Genomic DNA, 25,769 nt, shown 5'->3' on the forward strand with positions numbered 1-25,769 from the left:
ACAGTGATTCCGTTCAACAAGCCGTACATGACCGGCCAGGAGCTGGTCAACATCACCCACGCCCACGCCAATGGCCATCTCAGTGGCGACGGCCCGTTCACCAAGCAGTGCCACGCCTGGCTCAACGCGCGCACCGGTGCCAGTGCTTCACTGCTGACCCACTCGTGCACAGCCGCATTGGAAATGGCGGCTCTGCTGCTGGATCTGGAAGACGGCGACGAAGTGATCATGCCGTCCTACACGTTTGTCTCGACCTCCAATGCCTTCGTGCTTCGTGGCGCGGTGCCGGTGTTCGTGGACATCCGCGCCGACACGCTGAACATCGACGAGACCCTGATCGAAGCGGCAATCACGCCTCGCACCAAGGCCATCTGCGTAGTGCACTACGCCGGTGTGGCTTGCGAAATGGACGAGATTCTCGCCATCGCCTCCCGGCACGGCCTGGCCGTGGTCGAAGACGCTGCGCAAGGCATCATGTCCACCTACAAGGGGCGCCCGCTGGGCACCATCGGCGACCTGGGCGCACTGAGCTTCCACGAGACCAAGAACATCATTTCCGGCGAAGGTGGTGCGCTGCTGTGCCGCGACCACACCCACGCCGAACGTGCCGAGATCATCCGTGAGAAGGGCACCAACCGCAGCCGCTTCTTCCGTGGGCAGGTCGACAAGTACACCTGGGTGGATGTGGGTTCATCTTTCCTCCCCGGCGAGATTACCGCGGCATTCCTTGCAGCCCAGATGGACGCTGCCGAGGATATCACCGCACGTCGCCTGGCCATCTGGGACCGCTACCACGCCTGGGCAGCACCGCATGAGGCTGCAGGTCGCCTGGTACGGCCGACCATTCCGGCGCACACGACCCACAATGCGCATATGTACTACATGCTGCTGCCGACGCTGGAGGCACGCACCGCGTTCATCCAGTCTCTGCGCACGCAGGGCGTGCAGGCTGTCTTCCACTATATCCCGCTGCACTCTTCGCCTGCAGGTGTCAGCAATGGCCGCGTCGGTTCGACGATGCAGGTCACTGACAACCTGAGCGAGCGCCTGGTGCGCATGCCGCTGTGGATTGGCGTGGAACCGCAACTGGAGGCGGTCATGGAGGCAGCCGACGCGGCACTGAGGCAGTACGCATGAGTGAGGCCCACAAGGCACCCGCCAGGCAGCTGACCCGGCCCGGCACCGGGGCGCTCGCGTTCATGCTGCGCGCGTTCGGCGTGCTGCTTGCAATCGCTGCCTCCTGCAATGCGCTGCTGTTCAGTGGCGCTGTCGCTACACCGCTGGTGCAAGCCGATGCCTGGTATTTCCTGGAAAGTTTCCTGCCGCGCTACTTCGACGGCTCGCTGACCTTCCTGGATCTGTTCATGCAGCGCGGCGCGGGCGACCACGCACAACCGCTGCAGAAACTGGTACTGCTGTTCCACACCAAGTACTTCGACATGGACTTCCGTGTTGAAGGTCTCATCGGAATCCTCATCGGTATTGCCTGGTGCTGTGCCGTGGCACGTGAAATGCCACGCCATGCACTGGCCAGCCCGATGCGCAATGCGTACGCCTGGTTGTGCATCGGCCTGGTCTTCGCGCTGGGCCTGTCGCTCAACAGCTCCAACATCTTCACCTGGCCGCTGGCGACGCTTGGATACATCCCACTGCTGCTGGGTGCGTTGTATTTCTCGCTCGTGATGACCCAGCTGCAGCAGGCCCGGCCGTGGCTCGTGTTCGCTGCAACGCTGTTGCTGGGGCTGTGTACCGACGAGATCGCGCTTGTTCTGGTGATCGCAACTGCGCTCGCCTGCATGCCGCTGCTGACCGTCTCACGGCGCGACAAGGCAATCGCCCTCATTGCTGCGGTGGTCGCCCTGATCCTGGTCCGGGGCTTCCTGTGGTGGGCTGCCATGCGGGCAGGCACAGAGGCAACCATGCTGCCTACCCGTGGCCTTGCCGAATCGCTGTTGACCACCGACGCGCTGAAGGGGTTGCTGATTCCGTTCTCCGATGGCCTGATCCATCTGGAACTGTTGTCGGCTCGATTCCCCAAGGCCACGCAGACAGCCGTCCTGGTCTGCGCCGGCAGCGTCTTTGCCCTGCAGGTGTTCTTCTGGGTGACCGTATTCGGTGCCTGGCACAAGCGTACCTACAACCGGACACTGGCAATGGCCACGTTCCTGATGCTGCTCGCGTATGCATTGACCGCCGGCATCATCCTCAGCCGTGTGCCGGCATTCGACTGGAACTACCTGCATCAGCCGCGCTATGTGATGTCCTATCAGATCAATCTGGTCGCCATCGCTATGATGTTCCACTACCGGCTGACCCGTTCCGATGCATCCGCGCCGGTCTCGGCGCACACATCACCCAAGACCCGGTTCGTCGAGCAGGGTGCCATCCTGCTGCTGGCCGCCGGCCTGCTGGCCGTGCAGTGGCAGGCGTCCCGCTACAACTGGAATTTGCCGCACTACCTGATCCCGTACTGGCAGAACACCGCCCTGGCCATGCAGCGCCTGGCCACCGATCCGCGCACGCCGCCAACCGCCTGCCCCGACATCATGACGGTGTGCAGTTACCCCGAGGAGGAACGGGTCAAGTTGATCTCACTACTGGTGGACAAGCAACTGAATATCTTCTCCAACCGTTTCCAGATCCGGAACCGCCTGTATCCGTCACTGGCAACGGTGCCGGGTTTTGGTCCCGGGGCAGTACAGGAGCAGCACTTCGATCATCGAATCGCAGGCGCGCCCGTGAAGGCCTCGCTGCTGGCAGAGCCGCTTTCCGGAAGCTGTGCCGGTGGCACCTCCGCAGCGCAACCGGTTCGCATCCATCTGGACACCCGTGACCTGGCACCGTTCGGCGCCCAGTTGTGGGTCGATTCGATCGGTGCGCAACGCACGCTGCTGGCCAGCACCGCTCCGACGGACCCGACGCTGACCGTGGAGCATGCAATCCCCGATCACTCGGTGCTGTCGTTGGTCCGCTCGGACAGCCAAGGTGTCCTGGCCCAGCAGCAGCTCGATCTGCCCCCCTGCACAGCCGGCTCCACAACACACTGAGCCCAGAACACCAGCCCGAAAGAAGCCGGTGCGGACTTCACCGCACCGGCTTTCTTCAGCCTTGCTGATGCTGCTGCTCTTTCTCAGCGCGCCTCAACCACGTGCGCAGGCAGCTTGCGCTTCAGGCGCGACAAGGGGCGATCAATCAATACGACGATCAGCCAGGACAGCGCGACCGTGGCCAGTGAACGCTGGTAGGAAGAAGATCGCGAACGGGCGGGTAAATCCAGAGGCACAGACGAACCAGACTGCCACCATGATGTGGATCCGATAGATCGGATACCTCACCACCCGGACCCTGGGTGTCCGCGTCAGGCTGCCAACAGTAATCCACACGAAGGCGGCGGTCGGAACCTCGGACTTACTCCACCTGGATCTCGGCTGATGCGCCAGCCGCTCCGCGGCAATCCAGCTTGAGCACGTTGGGTTCGACAAGCACGTCTGCAGCGACTGGCATGGAACAGATTCATGACAGTAGCGGATGCGTCGGTCACAGCAGTCCACATTCCCAGCGCCTCGGACGTTGTTCCGATGTCTCCGGCGCGACGGCGGTCGGCCTCGTCCCCGCCAGCGTCAGTGCGGGCGGGGACGGAACGGTGCCTCAGTGTGCAGCAACGGCGTCGATCAGAATTCGCCGCAGCGCGTCATCGGAGTAATGCTGCGCAATGAATGCCCGCCCGCCATCAGACACCTGCTGCCACCGCGCGTCATCGCCCAGCAACGACACGATCTGCACAGCCATGCCTTCAGCGTCCTCAGCGGTGGGCATGAATGCCGATGCATCGCCCAGGCCCTGCATGCCAATCGAAGTGGTCACGCACGGCAGGCCATTGCGCAGGCTTTCCAATACCTTGCCCTTGACCCCTCCGCCGAAACGCAACGGTGCAACGGCCACACGTGAACGCCTGTACCAACCGGCCAGCACTTCGTCACTGACGTATCCGGTCACGTTGATGCGATCCGACGCCATTGCCTGGATTTCCGGGCGCGGGTTGGAGCCAACCAGGCTCAACCGGACCGACGGCACCTGTGCCTGTACCCGGGGCAGCACTTCGCTGACAAACCACTGTGCCGCGTCGACATTGGGCGCATGCGCGAAGCCGGCCACGAACAGGATGTCGTGGCGTTGCTCCGGGCCCGGCACATCGGCATCGGCAACAGGCTCATAGGCGTACAGCGGAATGGTCTCGGCGCGGGTCCCGGCCGACGGCGCATGGCTGGCCAGCCACGCACGCACATGGGCGGTTTCGTCCGTGGACGGATACAGCACCACGTCTGCCTGCTGCCAGAGGGCGTACTCGAAATCACGGAAGCGCACGGCCTCACGTGCCAGATCGTCGTCCGGCTGCAACTGCAACTGCTGCTGCATGCGCAGGTGATGGATGTCGTGTCCGTAATAAACGAGAGTGGCCTTGCTATGGCGGCGTACGCTGGCTATCAGCTCAGCCGACACATGTGGCCGGTTGAGGATGACCACGTCCAGATACTGGCCGTTGGCGGCCATCCAGGCCTCGAACCCAGCCGCGCCAACGCAGCTCCCCCCATACATCACTTCAATGCCCTTGCGCTGCAGTGGCGGTGCGTACTGGTCATCGTAGTAAGCATTGGCGGGCCAGAAGGATACCTGGCATCCCTCTTCCAGCAGGGTATGCATCACCTGGCAGGTCGCACGCGAGCCGGCATCGCGGTCAGGCTGCGGAATATAGTGGTCCACCACCAGCACGTGGCGCTTGTTGCGTGAACGGTCCCGCGCCAGGAACACATGCTCGCCATTGGCGAACTGGCCCTGCTCCAGGGTCGGCATCCAGCGTCCGAGGAACTTGTCACGGTTGACCGCCTGCCATGCCTTGACCCCACTACCCTCATCGGTGCCGCTGGATACGCCTTCGTAATGCACCACGACCGACGCCGGCTGCATGTAGACCTTCAACCCGCGCTCGCGCACACGGAAGGCGATATCAGTGTCTTCGTAGTAGGCAGGGGCAAAATGCTCGTCGAAGCCACCGAGCTCCTGGAACAGCCGCATCGGCAGCATGATCGAGGCACCGGAAATGTAGTCGGCCTCCTTCAGATAGCTATAGGCCGGCAGGGTTGGATCCTGCAGGCGCCCGAAATTCCACGCGCTGCCATCTGACCAGACGATGCCACCGGCTTCCTGCAGGCGGCCATCCGGGTAGACCAGTTTGGAGCCCACCAGGCCGGCATCCGGATGCGACTGGAACACATCCACCAAGGCATCCAGCCAGCCCGGCCGCACTTCGGTGTCGTTGTTGAGCAGGTAGACGTAACGGCCCTTGGCCAACGTCAACGCCTGGTTGCAGGAGCGCAGGAAACCGAGGTTCTTTGGATTGGCGTGATAGCGCAGGCCCGGAATGCTGCCCAGCGCATCGATCCGTGCATCGCCGGAAGCATCCTCCAATACCAGCACCTCAAACGAAACGCGTGCTCCCACGCGCGCGATCGAGGCCACGCAGGCCAGACTCTGCTCGTAGTTGCCGTAGGTGGGTATGACGATGCTGACGATCGGATCCGCGGCTTCGGCAAAGCGCAGTCCCTGCTGCACCGCCAGCGGGTCGCGGCGGACTTCCTCCAGCAGCAGCCCATCCAGCGGCGCAGGAAGCGCTGCGACCTGGCTCAGCAGCATGCGTTTAGCCATTGGAACGAAGGGCTTCATCAAGGGATGGCGAGCCAACCCGGAGTTGCGCAATGACTGCAACACCGCGTGCCACTCGCCTCGCAGCACACGGCCCGCGAAGCGGATCGGCTTGGTGATGCGCCAGGAGCGGGAAGCGATCAGCGAGGCAGTCAAGGCCTGCAGCGACTCGAGCTCGGCTCGATACGACTCCAGTACCGCTGAGACGTCCTTCGGCTCTCCTCCCGCGGTCAGCCCCCCTACCGCTGCCGCTGCCGGCTGGGCGACACCGGAACGCTGCATCAGCTGCTCGATCTGCGCATGCTGCTGCTGCAGGGCACTGCGCGCGGCATCGGTCAGGCCGGAGATGGTGTTGATCTGCTGCTGCAGGTGCGCGCGTGCGTCCCAGATTTTGGCCATCGCCTTTTCCAGGCGGTCGGCCCTGGCCTTCTCGACAGCCAGTGCATCCTGCTGCGCTTGTTGCCGCTCACGCGCCGCATCCTGCTGCGCTTGCTGCTGCTCGCGCGCCGCATCAAGCTGGCCATGCAGTTCGGCCACCACGCCCTGCTCGCGTACCACATGGCCGCGCAGCTCACCGATTTCAGCATCCTGTGCCTGCGCCCAGCGCGCGACTTCATGGTGATGGGCGTAGAGATCTTCGGCTTCGGTATACAGGATGGACGCGGGCAACTGCGGCAGCAGCGAGGCATCGGCCGCCGCCACAACCACGAAGTAGACCGCATCGGGGATGACGGCAGCACGCTCCTGCACGCCTTCGCCGGTATCGGTCAACGCCTGGTACACCGGCTGTGCCGGGCCGTCATCGAGCAGGGTGATGGTCGAACAGACCGACATGCGGTGCCCGCACAGGCGCGAGGCAGGAAAATGCCGCGAGACCAATGCCTGGAACTCGCCCAGGTACAGCTCCTTCACGTGGTACTCGTTGTGGTAGCCAGCGCGGTCGGAGTAGACCTCCTTGTTCGGGGAGGACATGATCATCACGCCATCCGGCCGCAGCACGCGGCGGATCTCGGACATCATCTCTTCCTGCTCGTACAGGTGTTCGATCGTCTCGAACGAGATCACGACGTCAACACTGTCGTCGGGCAGCGGAATCGCTGCAGCGGACCCCTGCAGGTACTGCAGGTTGGTGCGGTCGGCGTAGCGCTCCGCAGCGTGCGCAACGGCATCGTGGGAAATGTCCACGCCCCTGACCGAACGCGCGCGACTGGCCAGCATCGCGCTGCCATAGCCTTCACCGCTGGCCACATCCAGCACGTCCTTGCCTTCCACCAGGGGCAGGCACCACGCGTACCGGTGCAAGTGTTCCTGGCGGATGACACCCTGTTCGGTGGGGACGAAACGTTCGCCGGTGAACTCGATCATCAGGATTCCTTGGTGACATCGATGGCCAGCATGGGCAGACCCACCAGGCCGAAGCGCATCGTCTCGTCGATCGCGCGGAACTCCAGCGCGTCGTGGATCCAGTGCTGCTGGGTGTGATCGTGCTGGTCGCCGGAGGCCACCGCAGCATCGATCATGTAGGAGCCGGACGGCATCACCGGCATGCGGAACAGGAACGAAGCCACGATGCTCTCACCTGCCTGGCCGCCCACCGGGCTGTCCTTGCAGGCGAAGTAGCTGTTGTCGCCGAACAGGCGCTGCCCCAGGCGATCCTTGACGTAGAAGCCGACGATCAGGCTGTCCAGCGGCTGCATCAGCTCGACACGGATGCGCAGGCGGACCAGCTCGCCGCCCTCGGCCATGCCCAGCGGCGCCCCCTCCTCATCGTTCAGCGCCACATCGACGATGCGCGCACCCTGGGCACCAAATTCCTGTCCGACATTGTCCGGATCGAACTGGAACAACGCGATGCGGTTGCTGGCACCAGCGGCCTGCAGCGCCTCAAGGCGGAAGTCCGGCGCATCGGTGGCCAGGCGTCGTTGCTTCTTTTCGACCACCACGTCGTCCGCGCCCGCCTCGCGACGGCCTACCACGTGCTGCTCGGTCATGTACGCTTCGATCACTTCCTGCGACGTGCCCGACAGGCGCATCTGGCCGTGCTGCAGCCACACAGCGCTTTCGCACAGATTGGTCACCGCGGCCGCGTCATGGCTGACAAACAGCAGCGTTCCGTTTTTCTGGAACTCGCGCAGGAAGCGCATGCACTTCTGCGAGAAGAAGGCGTCACCTACGGCCAGTGCCTCGTCGATGATCAGGATGTCGGCATCGACATGGGCAATCACGGCAAAGGCCAGGCGCACCGACATGCCGCTGGAGTAGCTGCGCACCGGCTGGTCGATGAATTCACCGATGTCGGCGAAAGCCAGGATGCTGTCCATGCGCGCTTCGATCTGCGGCCGGGTCAGGCCGAGGATCGTGGCATTCAGGTACACATTCTCGCGCCCGGTGAATTCCGGATTGAAGCCACTGCCCAGCTCAAGCAGGGCCGCAACCCGCCCTTTGACTGAGATGCGGCCTTCGGTCGGGTTGAGGGTACCGGCGATCATCTGCAGCAGGGTGGACTTGCCCGAGCCGTTGCGACCGACAATGCCCACCGTCTGCCCACGGCGGATCGAGAAACTGACGCCGCGCAGCGCCCAGAAATCCTTGTAGAAGGATTTGCGCTTGCCGGCCAGGGCCTGCAACAGGCGGTGCGAGGGACGTTCGTACATGTGGTACGACTTGCCCACGCCCTGCACGTCGATGACGATGTCGCCGTCGGTCAGCTCAGAGGACATCGGCAAACCCCACGCGCAGCTTGTTGAACATGCGATGGCCCAGCAGAGCCACCGCACACGCGATCAGGGTGTAGACACCAAGGCCGGCCCAGTCGGGCAGGCGGCCCCAGATCACCACTTCGCGTACCTGGTCGATGATGAATGTCAGGGGGTTCAGCTCGAACACGATGCGATAGCTTTCCGGCACCGATTCAACCGGCACGATGGCGGAGGACAGGAACAGCATCGCCGCCGCCATCACCCCGGCGAACTGGCCGATGTCACGCAGGTATACGCCCAGCGACGAGACGATCCAGCCCACGCCGGCGGTAAGGATCACCAGCGGGATGACCACCACCGGCAGCAGGATGGCCGTGGCTGGGATACTGCCCTTGATCGCCAGCTGCAGCAGCAGCAGCACCACCATGTTCATCAACAGGTGGAACAGCGCCGAGAAGGTCATGCTCCACACCAGGATGTCCAGCGGGAACACCACCCGCTTGACGTAGCCGGTGTTGGCTACGATCAGCTGCGGCGCACGGGTGAAACACTCAGCGAAGAACCCGTGCACGGTCAGTCCCGCGAACAGGATCAGTGCGAAGTCGGTGGTCGATCCTGTCGATCCCGGCCAGCGGCCTTTCATCACGAAGCCGAAGGCCAGGGTGTAGACCAGCAGCATCAGGAATGGGCTGATCAACGACCACAGCAGGCCGAAACTGGCGCCACGATAGCGGCCCAGCACTTCGCGCTGGCTCAGTTCGAACGTCAGCGAACGATGCTTGCCGAAAACCGAGAGGATTCCCATCAGCCGGCCTGCTGCACCAGCGCCCGTTCCAGATCCACCTGCAGATCCCCCAACTCTTCAACACCCACGCTCAGCCTTACCAGCGCATCGCTGATGCCCAGCTGCTCCCGCCGCGCGACCGGAATCGAGGCATGCGTCATCACTGCCGGGTGGTTGACCAGGCTTTCCACGCCGCCCAGCGACTCGGCCAGGGTGAACAGTTCGGTCTTCTCGCAGAAGCGCTTGGCCGCCTCGAAACCGCCCTTGAGCACGATCGAAACGATGCCGCCGTAACCGGCCATCTGCTTGCCGGCCAGCTCATGCTGCGGGTGCGACGGCAGGCCCGGGTAGATCACCTTTTCCACGGCCGGGTGCTTCTCCAGCCACTGCGCCAGGGCCAGCGCATTGGCGCAGTGCGCCTTCATGCGCAGCGGCAGGGTCTTCAGGCCACGCAGGGCCAGGAAGCTGTCGAACGGGCCCTGCACGCCACCCACCGAGTTCTGCAGGAAGGCCATCTGCTCGGCCAGTTCAGCGTTGTCGCCGACCACGACCATGCCGCCCACCATGTCCGAATGGCCGTTGAGGTACTTGGTGGCCGAATGCAGGACCAGGTCCGCACCCAGTTCCAGCGGACGCTGCAGCATCGGCGAGGCGAAGGTGTTGTCGACCACCACGATCAGGCCATGGCGCTTGGCGATGGCAGCGACCGCGGCGATGTCGACGATCTTCAGCATCGGGTTGGTCGGGGTCTCGATCCACACCATCTTCGTCTTCGACGTGATGGATGCCTCGAACGCGGCCAGATCGGTCAGGTCGACGAAGCTGAAATCCAGCCCGGCGGTGCGGCGACGCACGCGCTCGAACAGGCGGAAGCTGCCGCCGTAGATGTCGTCCATCGCCACCACGTGGCTGCCGGCGTCCAGCAGCTCGATCACGGTCGAGCTGGCCGCCATGCCCGAGGCGAAGGCAAAGCCGCGGGTGCCGCCTTCCAGCGACGCCACGCAACGCTCATAGGCGAAGCGGGTCGGGTTGTGGGTGCGCGAGTACTCGAAGCCCTGGTGCTCGCCCGGGCTGGACTGTGCATAGGTCGAGGTGGCGTAGATCGGCGGCATCACCGCGCCGGTGCTGGGGTCGGGCGACTGGCCGCCGTGGATGGCCAGCGTGGCGAGGGCCAGCGCACGGTCGGGCGAGGAGGTGTTGGACATGTCGTTTCCTGAATGGCGCCGGCGTGCGGCGCCGTCAAAGGATCGGGAGTCTATCAGCGCAGCCTTAACGAGCTTTGACGCAAATAAACCGGAATTCAGCGGTGATCTGCAGCGATCAGCGGCTTACTGCACGCGACGGCGCAGATAGTTCAGCAGGTCGATGCGGGTGATCAGGCCCAGGAAAGTGTCTCCGTCCATCACGATCGCCACCTGGCCGCGGTCGAACACCGGCAGCAGCGCCTCGATCGGCGACTTCACGTCCAGCCGGTCCAGCTTGCTGACCATCGCGGTGGCGACGGTGTCGCGGAAGCGTGCCTCATCACCATAGACGTGCAGCAGCACGTCGCTCTCGTCGACGATGCCGACGAGCTGCTCGCCGTCCATCACCGGCAGCTGCGACACGTCGTACAGCTTCATGCGCTGGTAGGCGGTGGTCAGCAGGTCGTTCGGACCGATCACCACGGTGTCGCGCTGGCCGTACGGACGCAGGATCAGGTCGCGCAGGTCGCCGTGCTGCGGGCGCTGCAGGAAACCGTTGTCCAGCATCCAGTAGTCGTTGTACATCTTCGACAGGTACTTGTTGCCGGTGTCCGGCACCAGCACCAGCACCTTCTTCGGCGTGGTCTGCTCCCTGCAGTACTTCAGGCCGGCGGCCAGCAGGGTGCCGGTGGACGAGCCACCCAGGATGCCTTCCTTGCCCAGCAGTTCGCGTGCGGTGTGGAAGCTCTCGGCATCGCTGATGGCATAAGCCTTCTTGACGCGGCTGAAATCGGAAATCGACGGCAGGAAGTCCTCGCCGATGCCTTCCACCAGCCAGCTGCCCGACTTGTCGTTCAGATTGCCGTCGTTGATGTACTCGGCCAGGATCGAACCGACCGGATCGGCCAGCACCAGTTCGGTCTTCGGCGACAGCTTGGCGAAGGCACGCGACAGGCCGGTCATGGTGCCGGAACTGCCACAGCCGAACACGATGGCGTCGAGGTCACCGCCCATCTGTTCGAGGATTTCCGGGCCGGTACCGAATTCATGCGCGGCCGGGTTGTCCGGGTTGCCGAACTGGTTGATGAAGTAGGCGCCCGGGGTCTGCTCGGCGATGGTCTTGGCCAGGTCCTGGTAGTACTCCGGATGGCCCTTGGCCACGTCCGAGCGGGTCAGGCGCACTTCGGCGCCCATCGCCTTCAGGTTGAAGATCTTCTCGCGGCTCATCTTGTCGGGAACGACCAGGATCAGCTTGTAGCCCTTCTGCTGGGCCACCAGGGCGAGGCCCAGACCGGTGTTGCCGGCGGTACCTTCAACCAGGGTGGCGCCCGGCTTCAGGTCGCCGCGCTGCTCCGCCGCCTCGATCATCGACAGGCCGATGCGATCCTTGATCGATCCGCCCGGGTTGGCGCTCTCCAGCTTCAGGTAGAGCTCGCAGACGCCGGTGTCCAGGCGCTGGGCCTTGACGATCGGGGTCTGGCCGATGAGTTCGAGGACGGAAGAATGGATGGGCATTCGGAGGACTTTCGGTTCGCGCCACACAGGGCCGGACCGATGATTATCCGACGGATGGCGATGAAAGTCAGGTCGGCAGGGCCGCAGCCCATCCACCGTAAAAAAGAGATGCGGACGGCCCCGGATCGACGAGGAGACCGGTACCGCCCGCATCGGTGAGCTGTGCCTGCAGGCCAAGGCACCACCGCTTGTGGTGCCTTGGCGCGGCCGCCTCATCGGCGGTGCCGCGATGCCGGGGCAGGAGCGCCCGGCGGGGCCATCGATGGCCGGGTCACGCCGTTCCGGGCGCGACGGGGTGCGTCAAAGCGTGGGGGACGTCGTTGGGAGCGGTGTTTCGTACATTCGCAGAAGTCGTTGCTTGGCCAGCAGCTTCTCGCGCTTCATGCGACCCAGGGTGACATCATCGATCGGGAGTACACCCAACTCCGCGTCCATGCACTTCTTGTTCAACTTGCGGTGCTGGTCATGGAGTGCCCTGAACTCCGGATCACGCGCGCGACGGGCGTCGATCTCGCTCTGGGGCTGATCTTCAAACATGATGGACCTCCTTCGACAGATACACGAACGCCCCGGCCGCAAGGCACGGGGCGTTGTTCATGGAGGAGCGCCGGTCGATGCCCACCTGGACGCCTGCAACGACCTGCGGCACTGGCCTGCGCACGTCGATCTGCTGCGGTTCGCGCCCTGTTTGCATCGGCCCGGCCCTCCCATCGTCCGGTCCGCGGCATTGCGTCCCGGACGATTGACCCTACGCCTGCTCAAGGCGGGGTACAAGACCCCTGCGGCAAAAAGACCGAACCCCGCCGGGGCGGGGTTCAGGCTGAATGCTCATCGCAACGAAAAACAAACAATATCAAGCAATTACGGGGCGATGATGACCTCGGCCGAGCGTGCCCGGGTGGACGCCGCCTTCTTGCCGCTGAGCTGGATCCGGTTGCTGGCGACACCGGCCGCGACCAGGGCGTCGCGCAGCGCTTCGGCGCGTTTCTGGCCGACGCCGTTGGCACTGTCGTAGGCCTCGATGCGCAGGCGGCCCTTCTTGCCGATGTTCAGGTACTCGGCCAGTGCCTTGGCCTGGTTGCGGGCGCCACCGGACAGGCTGGAGGCGCCGGCGGCGAATGCGTCACCACTGAAGGTGAAGACCTCGCCACGGCCATCGAACTTCGAGCCCGGCAGCTTCTGCCCGGACACCAGCTCGGCTTCCTCGCGGGCCAGCTTGGCGGCGTTCTGCTGGGCGGCGCTGAGGCGCTGCTGCTGCTTGCCAGCCACACTGGTCAGGGCGTTCTCGGCGTCCTGCCGGGCCAGGGTCTCGGCCTCGGCGGCCTGGCGCAGGCGCTCAGCCTCCTCGGCCTGCATCTGCGCCTGCATGCGCAGTTGCTCGGCCTCCTGGCGGGCACGGGCGGCATCGCGGCGGCTGGCCTCGATCAGCAGGTCGCTGCGGGTGCGTTCGAGACGATCGACCTCACGCGCGGCCAGTGCGGTACGCACGGCGGTCTCGGCAATCTCCACCCGGCGCTCGGCCAGGTAGGTGGCCAGTTCCTGGTCACGGCGCTTGGCCTTGTCCAGGGTGGCAATGGCCTGCTGGGCCTGCATGCGCTCGAAGGCGCCCAGCTCAGCCGTGTCGGGATTGGCCTGGATGGCCATCAGACGCTGGCTCAGCTGCGCCACCATCGGGTTGTCGGCGGCCATGGCCAGGGTCGGCAGCGCCAGCAGCGCAGCCAGGGTTGCGGCGGTCATCGGCTTCACCGGCGGTCCTCCCCGGTCGACAGCTGGCGTTGCAGCTGGTTGACCTCGTTGCGGCGCAGCTGCAGCTGCGCGGTGACGGTGGCTTCCTCGCTGCGGACGCGGGCCAGGTCGGCATCGGCGGCGGCACGCAGGGCCATCGCCGGGGCGTTCTTGCGCTCGCGGCGATCACCGGCGGCGCGCTGGGCCTGCTCCAGCCCCTGCCGGGCCAGCCCGATCAGGTCCGGGGCGTACTGGTCGGCATCGGCCTGGGTGGCCTTGTCGACCGCCTGCCGGGCCTGCGCCAGTTCCAGCGCGGCGTCCTGCGCCCAGGCGGGAGCAGACAGTGCGAATGCAAACGCCATCACATACAGGCCATGGCGCATTCGTGCGAAGCTAAGTCGTTTCATTGGGGAGGCCGTACCGGTTGTCGGTTCACGGCCATTGTCGTCAAGCCGACACCGTGCTGGCAACGGGCGTCGGCCGTTTCGTTGGGGAAAATTCGCAATGGATATCGGCTACTTCCTGAAGCTGATGACCGAAAAGAACGCTTCGGACATGTTTCTGACCACCGGGGCACCGGTCTACATCAAGATCGAGGGGAAGCTCTATCCGCTGGGCAACACCGGCCTGCCGCCGGGCATGGTCAAGAAGATCGCCTACTCGCTGATGGACGAAGGCCAGGTGCCGCAGTTCGAGCGCGAGCTGGAGCTCAACATGGCCATCGCCCTGCCCGATGCCGGGCGCTTCCGCGTCAACGTGTTCAAGCAGCGCGGCGAAGTGGGCATGGTCATCCGCGCCATCCGCAGCCGCATCCCGAGCATCGAGGAGCTGAACCTGCCGCAGGTGCTGAAGGACGTCATCATGACCCCGCGTGGGCTGGTGCTGGTGGTGGGGTCCACCGGTTCCGGCAAGTCCACCTCGCTGGCGTCGATGATCGACCACCGCAACAGCACCACCACCGGTCACATCCTCACCATCGAGGACCCGATCGAGTACCTGCACAAGCACAAGATGTCGATCGTCAACCAGCGCGAGGTCGGGCTGGACACCCATGCCTTCCACAACGCGCTGAAGAATGCGATGCGTGAAGCGCCGGACGTGATCCTGATCGGCGAGATCCTGGATGCGGAGACGATGGAGGCGGCGATCGCCTTCGCCGAAACCGGCCACCTGTGCCTGGCCACCCTGCACTCCAACAACGCCGACCAGACCATCGAGCGCATCCTCAACTTCTTCCCGGAAAGCGCGCACAAGAACGTGCTGATGAACCTGGCGCTGAACCTGCGTGCGGTGATCAGCCAGCGCCTGGTGAAGAACAAGGAGGGCCGTCGCCTGCCGGCCACCGAGGTGCTGATCAACACGCCGATGATCCGCGACCTGCTGCGCCGCGGCCAGGTGCACGAGATCAAGGCCGCGATGGAAGGCTCGCTGGAGGAAGGCATGGAGAGCTTCGACCAGTGCCTGTTCCGGCTGGCCAAGGCGGGCATCATCGAGCAGGAGGAAGCGCTGCGCGCGGCCGACTCGCGCGATGGCCTGGCCCTGAAGTTCCGCCTGTCCGAAGGCAGCAGCGGCGAGCACGACCCATACGCCGATTTCTCGGCGGGCGCACCCAGCATCACCCACGGGTTCTGACCGCACGAAAAAGGGGACGGAGGGGATTAAGTCGTAAGTGCACATACGACTTAATCCCCTCCGTCCCCTTTTTCTTTCAGGCGGCGTCGGGCTGGTTTTCCGGGCGCGCGTGGTCGAAGGCGTCCACTGCCTGGCACGCCGCTTCGATGCGGCGCAGGGTCGGGTACGGCGTCAGGTCCAGGCCGAAGCGATGCGCGTTGTACAGCTGCGGCAGCAGGCAGATATCGGCCAGGCCGGGACGGTCACCGTGGCAGAAGGTGCCCGTCGCGCTGCTGTTGGCCAGCATCGCTTCCATCGCAGTGAAACCCTCGGCGATCCAGTGCAGGGTCCACTGCGTGCGGGCGTCGGCCGGCAGCTGCAGGGTGCGCTCCAGGTACTGCATCACCCGCAGGTTGTTGATCGGGTGGATATCGCAGGCCACCAGCTGGGCCAGCGCACGCACCCGCGCACGGCCGGCGGCATCGGCCGGCAGCAGCGGCACCTGCGGGAAGCGTTCTTCCAGGTATTCAAGGATCGCCAGCGACTGGGTCAGTGCATGCCCGTCATGCAGCAGGGTTGGCACCAGCTGCTGCGGATTGAGCGCGCGATAGGCGTCCAGGTGCTGCTCGCCACCGTCGCGCACCAGGTGCACCGGCCGGGCTTCCCAGGCCAGGCCCTTCAGCTCCAGGCCGATGCGCACGCGGTAGGCGGCGCTGGATCGCCAGTAGGTGTACAGCACGATGCCGTCGTCGACCGGGATCTCCATCGCCGCCTCCCTGCTCAGGGCCTGGTCGCCTGTTCGATGCGCTGCTCGATCGCACCGAAGATGCTGTTGCCGGCGGCATCGAGCATCTCGATGCGGACCACGTCCCCGAACGACATGAACGGCGTACTCGGCTTGCCGTCACGCAGGGTTTCGACCACGCGCTGCTCGGCGAAGCACGATGCGCCCTTGCTGGTGTCTTCGTTGGCGATGGTGCCCGAGCCGACGATGGTGCCGGCGCCCAGCGGACGGGTCTTGGCCGCATGCGCGACCAGCTGGGCGAAATTGAACTGCATGTCCACGCCCGCTTCCGGCGCACCGAACCACTGGCCGTTGATGTGGGTCAGCAGCGGCAGGTGCACCTTGCTGTCCTGCCACGCGGCGCCCAGCTCGTCGGGGGTGACGAACACCGGCGACAGCGCCGAGCGCGGCTTGGACTGCAGGAAGCCGAAGCCCTTGGCCAGCTCGCCCGGAATCAGGTTGCGCAGCGAGACATCGTTGACCAGGCCGACCAGCTGGATATGGCCTGCGGCCTGTTCCGGGGTGGCGGCCATCGGCACGTCGTCGGTGATCACCACGATCTCCGCTTCCAGGTCGATGCCGTAGTCCTCGCTGACCACCTTCACCGCATCGCGCGGACCGTAGAAACCGGCGCTGGTCGCCTGGTACATCAGCGGGTCGGTGTAGAAGCTCTCCGGCACCTCGGCACCACGGGCGCGGCGCACGCGCTCGACATGCGGCAGGTAGGCGCTGCCATCGACGAACTCATAGGCGCGCGGCATCGGCGCGGCCAGCGCCTGCGGGTCCAGGTCGAGCACGCCATCGGCGTCGCCCGCGTTGAGCGATTCGTACAGGGCGTTCAGGCGCGGCGCGATGTGGCTCCAGTCCTCCAGGGCCTGCTGCAGGGTGGCGGCAATGCCGGTGGCGCGCACGCCGTGGCGCAGGTCACGCGAGACGACGATCAGGGTGCCGTCGCGGCCGCCTTCCTTCAAAGAACCAAGCTTCATGGGTGGGTGTCCGGAGTCGTGGGCAAACAAGTTTCAAGTGTAATCAAATCTGCGGCGGCGCCAAGCTGCAGCGCGGCATCGGCCCACCCTACCGTAGTGGGGGGTTTGGCAGGGCTTGCAGCCCTGCACCTGCTTCAAGCCAAGGCAACAGCCGACGCAACAGCAAAAGCGGACATTCCGTGGGATGGCGAGGCACTGTGGGTTTGCGGGGACGCCGTAAACCCATCCATGGGGGCTTGGTCGCGGCATCCATGCCGCTCACACCCCGCAAATCCACAGTACCCCGCCTTCGACAGTGGGCCGGTGGCCAGTAGATCCACGCCATGCGTGGATGAAATCTGTCAGATATCGAATGGAATTCCGGGGTCAGATCCGTTTTCCGGAGGAAAACGGATCTGACCCCAAGCCGTTCCGACAGATCGCGGAAAACTGTCGAAGGCGGGGTGGGTCCGGTGGCAGGGGCGTGAGCGGCATGGATGCCGCGACCGAGCCTACATGGACGTATTCACGGCGCCCCCTGCCACCGGACCCACCCCGCCATCCCTCAGGAAACCAGCTTTTGACGTTGCTTCGGCCTCTGCAGGTGCAGGGCGCAGCCCTGCAGAGAGACCCCCTACCTGAACAGGCCTTTTTGCGTGAAGTCTCAAACATCGTTTAGACTTGCAGGGTCTGCAGCGGCCGTCCGTTTCCCTCCGGGACCGCCGGCGACCTGGGTCCGCCCTCTTCGCCCGCCCCCACTCCGACGCCGTTCGTCACGCATTCCAGCCTGCGCTTCGTGCCGGCTGCACCCAATTCTCGCAGCGCGGTTCACGGGAACGCTCCGAGTCAGCCGATCAGTTTGATCTGCCCCCGTCTGTCCAGTCGGACAGGCGTTTCTTGTACTTGGAGCAAACTCAATGTCTTTTGAATCGCTGGGCCTGGCGCCCTTCCTGCTGCGTGCGCTTGCCGAGCAGGGCTACGAAAACCCGACCCCGATCCAGCAGCAGGCGATCCCGCTGGCGCTGGCCGGTCGCGACCTGCTGGCTGGTGCACAGACCGGTACCGGCAAGACCGCTGCCTTTGGCCTGCCGCTGCTGCAGCACCTGGGCACCGCCTCGCAGGAAGTCCGCAGTGGCCCGCGCAAGCCGCGCGCGCTGATCCTGGCCCCGACCCGCGAGCTGGCCACCCAGGTGCATGACAGCCTGCGCGGCTACAGCAAGTACCTGCGCATCCCCAGCGCCTGCATCTACGGTGGCGTCGGCATGGGCAACCAGCTGGACATCCTGCGCCGTGGCGTGGACCTGCTGGTGGCCTGCCCGGGCCGCCTGATCGACCACCTGGAGCGTCGCAGCATCGACCTGTCCGGCATTGAACTGCTGGTGCTGGACGAAGCCGACCGCATGCTCGACATGGGCTTCCTGCCGTCGATCAAGCGCATCTTGGCCAAGCTGCCGAAGCAGAACCGCCAGACCCTGCTGTTCTCGGCCACCTTCGAGGACAACATCCGCCAGCTGGCGCTGGAGTTCATGCGCAACCCGGAACAGATCCAGGTGACGCCGAAGAACACCGTGGCCGAAACCATCACCCACCGCGTGCACCCGGTCGATGCCGGTCGCAAGCGTGACCTGCTGCTGCACCTGCTGGCGCAGGACAGCCGCGAGCAGACCCTGGTGTTCGCCCGCACCAAGCACGGCAGCGACAAGCTGGCCACGTTCCTGGAAAAGTCGGGCATCAAGACCGCGGCGATCCATGGCAACAAGAGCCAGGGCCAGCGCCTGCGTGCACTGGGCGACTTCAAGGCCGGCCGCGTGACCGTGCTGGTGGCCACCGACATCGCCGCGCGCGGCATCGACATCAACGAGCTGCCGAAGGTGATCAACTTCGACCTGCCGATGGTGGCCGAAGATTACGTGCACCGCATCGGCCGCACCGGCCGCAACGGCGCGACCGGCCAGGCGATCTCGCTGGTGGCGCAGGATGAAGTGAAGCTGCTGCGCGCGATCGTGCGCCTGCTGGGCCGCGACATGGACATCCGCGATGTGCCGGGCTTCGAGCTGCAGACGCCGATCCGCTGGGGCAACAGTGCGCCGGGCAAAGCCGAGCACGATACCGGCGAGCGCGCACCGCGCAAGAGCCACGCGCGCCGTCCGCACGGCGATGCGCCGCGCCATGCACATGCGGGCCCAAAGAAGGCCGGTGGTGGCCGTCGCGAGGGCGGTGGCAATGGCCAGCAGCGTGCAGGCGCCGGTCAGGGCCAGCGTCGTGGCGGTGGCGGCAATGGTGGCGGCCGTGGCCGCGGCCAGGGTGGCAACGGCGGCGGTCGCGCCGGCTGACCCCAGCTGACAGCTGTTGTGCTTCCCGCTGCGCGGGAGGCTATCGAGGGACGGCGCTGACGCGCCGTCTTTTTTTTTGCCGGCTACCGTGGGTGAAAGCACGCGGATGGTTTGGCTTGGGGCGGCGCAGGGCGGAGTGGGGGCAAAACACGCCGTAAACCCATCCATGGGGGCTCGATCGCGCCATCCATGGCGCTCACGGTTTTGCCCCCACTCCGCCCTGCGCCGCTTCAAAGATCGCCAGCGCCTACTTGTCCCGCCGGGTAGCCGGGAGAAGAAGATCAAATTCAAATTCAAATTCAAATTCAAATTCAAAGGCAAAAGCCGAAGTCGCAATTCCTGGCTTTGCTTTTGCCCTTGCTCCCGTCTTGGGGTTCGATGCGTCCGCGCCCGCAGGAAATTGTCGAGGGGAGGCCAGGAGGTCCAGGCAGGACCGTTGGCGCCATGGATGGCGCCATCGAGCCCCCATGGATGGGTTTACGGCGTGTCCTGACTGGGCCTCCGGGCCTCCCCCAGCCAGGTAAAAATCAAGGCGCCAAACGCCTCAACCCCGCGCTTTACTCGGATTCACCAGATTCCCGAAGAAGACCGCGTTGATCAGCAGTCGATCCGTCCCGTGCCAGTACTTGCGATGCGCCGGATCATCGGCAAACAGCACCACGTTGCCCTGCCCCTGCGCCGACACCAGCAGCCACGCGCTGCCTGCCACCCTCGCGCGGTTGCGCTCGGACAGATAGCCATTCACCCGCGGCGGCGCGTCGATGCGCACCACCGTCGAGAACGGGTTCGCGCTCGGCTGCAACGTCACCGTGTTTTCCTTGTTGATCGCCAGCTGCCGGCGTGGCACACCGAACGCCAGCGGATGACTGGTATCCACGTCGGCACTGAGGATGTTGCCGCTGACCCGCTCGATGGCAGCGATGTCACGCTGGTCACCAAACGCACGGCGGCTCTCGTCAGCGGTTTCTTCTTCCTTGCCAAGCTTCTCGCCGTCGGCCAGCTTCTGTTCGATCGCCCACTTCGAGGCACTGCCGTAGGTCACCAGTGAACCACCGGCCTGCACCCAGCGCTTCAGTGCAGCCACCGCCGTGGCATCGACGCCGGTATAGGTGCCGCCGGACAACACGATGGTGGTGTAGCGGTCCAGCGGCACTTTGCCCAACTGTTGCGGATCCAGCTTGCTGGCCGGCAACCGCAGCTGCTGGTCCAACAGGAACCACGCCGAGCCGATCTCGGTGGCGGCCACGCCCTCGCCCATCACCAGTGCCACCGCAGGCTTGCGCAGCGCCTTGACGCCGTCACTGCCGAGGTCGATGCCTTCGCGGCTGCGGCCACTGGACAGCGCGTGCACCTGCACACCTGCCTCGCGTGCGGCAGATGTCACTGCCTCAAGCAGCGCCGTGCCCTGCAATGGTTGCCCGGCCACCTGAATCACCAGGCTGCCGGCGGCGAAGCTGACCTCGCCCTGCGCGGTCGCGGTGGTGAACGGCTGGAATGCCGCGCGCGCATTCACGCCCTTGCCCTGTAGCGCGGCCAGCGCGCGCCCGGCGTTGTAGTCGCGCCAGTCAATCGCGTAGGCGAATCCAGCCTGGCCGCCCAGCACCACGCCCGGCTCGGCCGGCAGCGCGGTCACGCGTGGGCCACCATCGATACGGCTGCGGCTACCGGCGAAGGCCACGCCGTAGGCCGGTGCGATCGCGTAGCTGGTGCTGCCGTAAAACACATCGCCCTTGATCGGCGGCGTCTCGGCAAAGATCGAATGCACCAGGCGGAACTGCGCCTGCTGCACCGGCACCACGTAGGCGCTGCCGGCATCGAAGCGCTGGCCATCGACAGTGACGGCACGATCCAGCGCTCGCACCTCGATGCGATGCAGCAGCAACAGTTCCAGCAGGCGCCGGGTCAGTGCCGGATCATGCGCATCGCCGAACACAAAGCTCTTCACCGGCTGCTGTGCGGCCTGCTTCAGCGCGCTCTGGAAGAACTGCTTCTGCAGGTCGAACAGGCCGCTGCGCTCGGCTACCGCGCCACGCACCGTGCCCAGCCCGGTAGCGACCTGGTTGCGGATGGTGAACGGGAACGTCAGCAGGCCATTCACCGACTCCTGCACGCGACCGCGCGAGCTGGCCTGCTCGACGGTAACGCCGACAGCGCCATGGAAGTCCGGGTAGGTGGAGCCGTAGACCGGCGAGAAGTTGTCGAAGTTCTCGCCGGTGTAGTACAGCGACCCCAGCGCATCCAGCGCCTGCGCGTGGTACTTGGCCAGGGTCTTGTTGAATTCATACGACGCCGCCGGAATCAGCGGGCTGTGCATGCTCTTCGGAGACGGCTCGAAGTAGTAGGTGCTGTCCTTGCCCATCTCGTGGAAGTCGATCTGCACGTTCGGGTACCACTGGTGGAACACCTCCACCTTCGGCCGCGAGTCCTGCTGGGTCAGGGCCAGCCAGTCGCGGTTGAGATCGGTGAAGTAGTGGTTGGTGCGGCCCTGCGGGAACGGCTCGACGTGTTCCTTGTCGGCCGGGTCGGCCGAGGCCGGATCGGAGGCCCAGGCGTTGTGCCAGTTGGCGGCACGATCACGGCCATCCGGGTTCTGCGCCGGGTCGAACAGCACCACCGCCTGCTGCAGCCACTGCTGGGTTTCGGCGCTGCGGTTGGCCACCAGGTAGTAGACCGTCAGCATCGCCGCCTCGGCACTGGAGGTCTCGTTGCCATGCACGCTGTAGCCCAGCCACACCACCACCGGGCTGTCGCCCGCCGCACTGCGCGGCTGCGCCGGATCGGCCAGGGTCGCGTGCTGCTGGCGGATCTGTTCCAGCCGCGCGTGGTTGCCTGCAGCAGTGACGGTGGCGATCAGCAGCGGGCGACCTTCATAGCTGCGACCGATCTCGCGCACGCTGATCCTGTCCGAGCGTTTCGCAAGTTCCTGGAAGTACGCCACCAGCTGGTCGTGCCGGGTGTAACGGCTGCCGATCGGGTAGCCAAGGAACTGTTCCGGTGTGGGAATAGACGTATCGAACGCCGCCGCTTCGGTGGACTGCGGGAAGAAATACGCGCTCTGTGCCTGCACCGGCTGCGGCGAGGACAGTGCGGTGGCGGCGGCAAGCAGCAACGGAAGAACAGCACGACGATGCAAGGACACGATGACTCCCCTGGAACACAACGGCAGACAGTCGCGCGGCCGGTCCCTTCCGGTGACCGGCCGCGGCGGATGGATCAGAAGCGGTAATCGAAGCCCAGCGTGAAGTAGCGGCCACGCAGGTCGTACTGGCTGAAGTCGTACGGCGCGCGGATGCCCGGGAACGAGGCGTCGTACGGCGGCGTCTTGTCGGCCAGGTTCTGCACCTTGGCGTACACGGTCAGCTTGTCGATGCCGGTGTAGGCCAGGTACAGGTCGTACTGGCTGTAGCTGCCGACACGCTGCTGCACGGCCTTGGCCGCGGTACTGGCTTCCTGGCGGTAGCTGCTGGTGTAGTACCAGGTCACGGCCGCGTTGAAGTCGCCGTACGTCCAGTCCAGCGTGGTGGTGGCCTTGTCCTTGGGCAGGGTCGCGCCCAGGTTGCTGCCGGCGTAGTCCACCAGTGGGCCGCCGACCACGGTCGGGCGACGGTAGTCGCGCACGTGGGTGTAGGCCGAGGACACGGTGAAATCACCCAGCGCAGCGGTCGGGATGCGCTGGCGCAGCTCGACGTCGATGCCCGAGGTCTTCAGCTCGCTCAGGTTCTGGTAGCGGTTGTAGACCGCCTGCAGCTTGCCGCGCTCATCGCGCTGCACCGCACCGGCCACGTTGTCGTTGACCAGGGTCTGGGTGTTGTTGGTGCCGACCAGGTTGTCCAGCTGGATGCGGTAATAGTCCACGCTCAGGTTGGTGTTGGCCCACGGCGACAGCACCACGCCGAAGTTCACGCTCTTGGTACGCTCGGGCTTCAGTTCGTTGTTGCCGACGGTGAAGAAGGTCGGGTTCTGGCGCGAGCCCGGCACGTCCGGATCACGCGGATCGACCACGCTGCCGTAGGCGATGCTGGTGCTGTTGGAGTTCTCCGACAGCGACGGCGCACGGAAGCCCTTCGACGCCGAGGCACGCACCAGCAGGAAGTCGAGCGGCTGCCAGCGCAGGCCGATCTTCGGCGAGAACGCATCGCCGAAATCATCGTAGTGATCGGCGCGCGCGGCAGCGGACAGCTCCAGCGTCGATGCCAGCGGCACGTTCACTTCGGCGTAGGCCGCACTGACCTGGCGCTGGCCGTGCACTTCGGCGATGGCCGGGCGCACCTGCAGGCCGGCGTCGATCTGCCACGGGTTGTTGGAATCGAGCTTCTCGCGGCGCCACTCGGCACCGGCAGCGAAGCCGATCTCGCCGGCCCAGGTGTGGCCCAGGCTGCCGGAGATCTTGGCATCGATGCCCTGCAGCTTGGATTCGGCCGGACGCAGCGTGGCGATGTTGATCGAGTCGCGCACCGACTGCGGCGTGGCGGCAGGATTCAACAGGTTGTAACTGCCGGTGGCCAGCGCATCGGCCAGCGCCCAGCGGTTGGCGAAACCGCCAGAGACACTCTCACGCTCGCTGCTGCGCGCGCCGAACGCGGCCACTTCCCAGTCCCAGTTCGCGGTGGTGCCACGCAGGCCGAACACGCCGCGGTAGGCGGTGGAGCGGTTGGTCTTGAGCGTGCCGCCCAAGTCGAAGAAGGTGTATTCGATCGGAATCGCACGACCGTAGGGGTTGTACGGATTGTTGGCCGGCAGCAGCGATGACACCGGCTCGGCCAGGCCACTGTCTGCGTTCAAGGCGAAGCGGCCGCTCTCCAGGGTGAAGAACGGGCTGCTGCCGAACCACGCGGTGCTCTTGATCTGGCTGTACAGCACTTCGCCGAAGGCTTCGACGTTGTCGTTCAGGCGGAAGGTGCCGTTGGCATAGGCCTGGTAGCGCTTGGTCGAGGGAATCAGCGTGGTGAACGGCGCCTGGTTGAAGCCGCAGGTATCACCGGCCAGACCGTCGATCGGTGCGCTGGCAACGCGGGTGGTACCGGTCGGGCAGTTACCGTTGGCATCGAGCATCGGCACCGACACGCCGTTGACCAGGTAGCGCGCGCCCTTGGCCGACCAGCCGTTCCAGCGGCCGCCGGGCTTGTCGGTGTAGATGCCGCTCCTGGTCAGGTTGCGTTCGTCCTGGTCCAGGCGTTCGCGGTTGTAGCCCTGCAGGCTGAAGAGGATGTTGTAGCCATCGGTGTCGAGATCACCGAGGCCGCCGACGAACTTCAGGTTCTGCTCGTGCAGGCCGCCCTGGTCGGCGCCGCCGAAGCTGCCGCCGATCTCGGCGCCTTCGAAGTTCTGCCGGGTGATGATGTTGACCACGCCGGCCACGGCGTCGGAGCCATACACCGCCGAGGCACCGTCCTTGAGCACTTCGATGCGCTCGACCGCGACCAGCGGCAGCGCGTTGAGATCGACGAAGGTGTCTGACAGGCCACCGGCGGGGAAGCCGTAGTTGGCCAGGCGGCGGCCGTTGAGCAGCACCAGCGTGTTCTTCTGCGACAGGCCACGCAGGCCGATGCCGGCCGAGCCGGAGGCCCAGCCGTTGTTGGTGGTTTCGTTGCTGGCGTTGCCGGTGTTGGCCGAGATCGAACGCAGCACGTCGGCCACGGTGGCCTTGCCGGTCTGTTCCAGCTGCTGGCGACCAATCACCTGCACCGGGTTGGAGGCCTCGGTATCGGTGCGCTTGATGTTGGAACCGGTGACGCGCACAGCGGCCAGGGTGCTGGCTTCGCCACTGGCGTCGGCGGAGGTTTCGGCGGCGGCGGACAAAGGCGCGGCCAGAGCGACGGCCAGGGCCGCCACGAGCAGGGTGTGCTTGGGCATGACGATGTTGGGGAGGTGGAAAGGACGACGAAGTTCCGCAGTAGTCCATGCCTGGCCGGGGTCCGGCCAATAACATCTCTTCATACGGATATAAGAGAAACTATCATCTCTTCATCCGGATGGAAAGAACTTCTTCACGAAGACCCAACATCCGCTCAGGCTGCCCGGCCACCTGCGGCGTACAATCGCGCCATGGAAATCTTCAAAGTCTTCATGCTCGAGGCGGCGCACCGCCTCCCCAACGTGCCGCCGGGGCACAAGTGCGCGCGCCTGCACGGCCACTCGTTCCGGGTGGAACTGAAGGTCGAGGGCGAGCCGGGTGCGCAGACCGGCTGGATCATGGACTTCGGCGACGTCAAGGCGGCCTTCCAGCCGATCTATGACCGCCTGGACCATCACTACCTCAATGACATCCCCGGCCTGGAGAATCCGACCAGCGAGAACCTGGCGGTGTGGATCTGGAACGAACTCAAGCCGAGCCTGCCGGCGCTGAGCGAGATCACCGTGCACGAAACCTGCACGTCGGGGTGCCGTTACCGCGGCCCCACTGCCTGATCAACCCATTGATCTGAAAGGTGTTTCAAAGGCGCCTTGGGCGCCTTTGTTATTTTTGTTG

17 protein-coding genes are annotated in these 25,769 nt (G+C 65.2%); 5 read left to right on the forward strand and 12 right to left on the reverse strand.

The genetic code is table 11. The annotated features are described in order from the left end of the window. The first annotated feature begins 3 nt into the window (after positions 1–3). Together rffA and VPH47_RS18630 are read left to right on the forward strand one after the other, a co-directional pair. On the forward strand, positions 4–1,137 hold the full coding sequence (gene rffA / locus VPH47_RS18625; RefSeq protein ID WP_368851454.1) for a dTDP-4-amino-4,6-dideoxygalactose transaminase: 1,134 nt from the start codon (positions 4–6) through the stop codon (positions 1,135–1,137). Next, positions 1,134–3,047: a hypothetical protein gene (locus VPH47_RS18630; protein WP_368851456.1), complete on the forward strand. Its 1,914-nt coding sequence runs from the start codon at positions 1,134–1,136 to the stop codon at positions 3,045–3,047. Before rffA ends, VPH47_RS18630 begins: the two co-directional genes overlap by 4 nt. A 601-nt stretch (positions 3,048–3,648) precedes the next feature. On the opposite strand, the gene VPH47_RS18635 is transcribed toward VPH47_RS18630, so the two are convergent. The 8 genes from VPH47_RS18635 to VPH47_RS18670 all read right to left on the reverse strand — a co-directional run bounded on the left by VPH47_RS18635 (position 3,649) and on the right by VPH47_RS18670 (position 13,990). Next, a complete protein-coding gene (locus VPH47_RS18635) occupies positions 3,649–7,065 on the reverse strand; it encodes a glycosyltransferase (RefSeq protein WP_368851457.1) in 3,417 nt (1,138 codons plus the stop codon). After that, the gene (locus tag VPH47_RS18640; protein ID WP_368851458.1) at positions 7,065–8,420 is read right to left on the reverse strand and encodes an ABC transporter ATP-binding protein; all 1,356 of its coding nucleotides are present in this window, start codon (positions 8,418–8,420) and stop codon (positions 7,065–7,067) included. Before VPH47_RS18640 ends, VPH47_RS18635 begins: the two co-directional genes overlap by 1 nt. After that, complete coding sequence (locus VPH47_RS18645) at positions 8,410–9,204, reverse strand: ABC transporter permease (protein WP_010480643.1); 795 nt, start codon at positions 9,202–9,204, stop codon at positions 8,410–8,412. Before VPH47_RS18645 ends, VPH47_RS18640 begins: the two co-directional genes overlap by 11 nt. Beyond that, positions 9,204–10,388: a cystathionine gamma-synthase gene (locus VPH47_RS18650; protein ID WP_368851459.1), complete on the reverse strand. Its 1,185-nt coding sequence runs from the start codon at positions 10,386–10,388 to the stop codon at positions 9,204–9,206. Before VPH47_RS18650 ends, VPH47_RS18645 begins: the two co-directional genes overlap by 1 nt. Positions 10,389–10,511: 123 nt before the next feature. After that, positions 10,512–11,882 carry a pyridoxal-phosphate dependent enzyme gene (locus VPH47_RS18655; RefSeq protein ID WP_110710963.1) on the reverse strand — a complete coding sequence of 457 codons (1,371 nt, stop codon included), beginning with the start codon at positions 11,880–11,882 and terminating at the stop codon, positions 10,512–10,514. Between the two features lie 300 nt (positions 11,883–12,182). Beyond that, positions 12,183–12,419, reverse strand: coding sequence for a YdcH family protein (locus tag VPH47_RS18660; RefSeq protein ID WP_005407964.1), 237 nt, complete (start codon positions 12,417–12,419; stop codon positions 12,183–12,185). A 324-nt stretch (positions 12,420–12,743) separates the two neighbouring features. Continuing rightward, on the reverse strand, positions 12,744–13,628 hold the full coding sequence (locus VPH47_RS18665) for a hypothetical protein (RefSeq protein WP_164162109.1): 885 nt from the start codon (positions 13,626–13,628) through the stop codon (positions 12,744–12,746). Further along, positions 13,625–13,990 carry a DUF4398 domain-containing protein gene (locus VPH47_RS18670; protein ID WP_005415160.1) on the reverse strand — a complete coding sequence of 122 codons (366 nt, stop codon included), beginning with the start codon at positions 13,988–13,990 and terminating at the stop codon, positions 13,625–13,627. The genes VPH47_RS18665 and VPH47_RS18670 overlap by 4 nt, the downstream gene beginning before the upstream one ends. Before the next feature lie 121 nt (positions 13,991–14,111). Here VPH47_RS18670 and VPH47_RS18675 point away from each other — a divergent pair, with 121 nt between their 5' ends. Next, positions 14,112–15,239, forward strand: coding sequence for a PilT/PilU family type 4a pilus ATPase (locus VPH47_RS18675; RefSeq protein WP_014645840.1), 1,128 nt, complete (start codon positions 14,112–14,114; stop codon positions 15,237–15,239). A gap of 76 nt (positions 15,240–15,315) precedes the next feature. On the opposite strand, the gene maiA is transcribed toward VPH47_RS18675, so the two are convergent. After that, entirely contained in the window at positions 15,316–15,984 is a 669-nt protein-coding gene (gene maiA, locus VPH47_RS18680) for a maleylacetoacetate isomerase (protein ID WP_110710961.1), read from the reverse strand. 14 nt (positions 15,985–15,998) lie between these two features. Further along, a complete protein-coding gene (locus VPH47_RS18685) occupies positions 15,999–16,988 on the reverse strand; it encodes a fumarylacetoacetate hydrolase family protein (protein WP_368851461.1) in 990 nt (329 codons plus the stop codon). A gap of 896 nt (positions 16,989–17,884) precedes the next feature. On the opposite strand from VPH47_RS18685, the gene VPH47_RS18690 reads away from it, so the two are divergent. Further along, positions 17,885–19,300: a DEAD/DEAH box helicase gene (locus tag VPH47_RS18690; protein WP_049461652.1), complete on the forward strand. Its 1,416-nt coding sequence runs from the start codon at positions 17,885–17,887 to the stop codon at positions 19,298–19,300. 544 nt (positions 19,301–19,844) lie between these two features. Here the strand turns inward: VPH47_RS18690 and VPH47_RS18695 are convergent. Next, positions 19,845–22,439 carry a M14 family zinc carboxypeptidase gene (locus tag VPH47_RS18695; RefSeq protein ID WP_368851462.1) on the reverse strand — a complete coding sequence of 865 codons (2,595 nt, stop codon included), beginning with the start codon at positions 22,437–22,439 and terminating at the stop codon, positions 19,845–19,847. A 74-nt stretch (positions 22,440–22,513) separates the two neighbouring features. Then, entirely contained in the window at positions 22,514–25,153 is a 2,640-nt protein-coding gene (locus tag VPH47_RS18700) for a TonB-dependent receptor (RefSeq protein WP_180847378.1), read from the reverse strand. Between the two features lie 192 nt (positions 25,154–25,345). Between VPH47_RS18700 and queD the strand changes: the two genes are divergently transcribed. Continuing rightward, positions 25,346–25,708, forward strand: coding sequence for a 6-carboxytetrahydropterin synthase QueD (gene queD / locus VPH47_RS18705; RefSeq protein WP_005407953.1), 363 nt, complete (start codon positions 25,346–25,348; stop codon positions 25,706–25,708). Positions 25,709–25,769: the final 61 nt, after the last annotated feature.

Origin of the sequence: Stenotrophomonas sp. WED208 (genome assembly GCF_040984485.1) — a bacterium.
Taxonomy (GTDB): Bacteria; Pseudomonadota; Gammaproteobacteria; order Xanthomonadales; family Xanthomonadaceae; genus Stenotrophomonas; species Stenotrophomonas riyadhensis.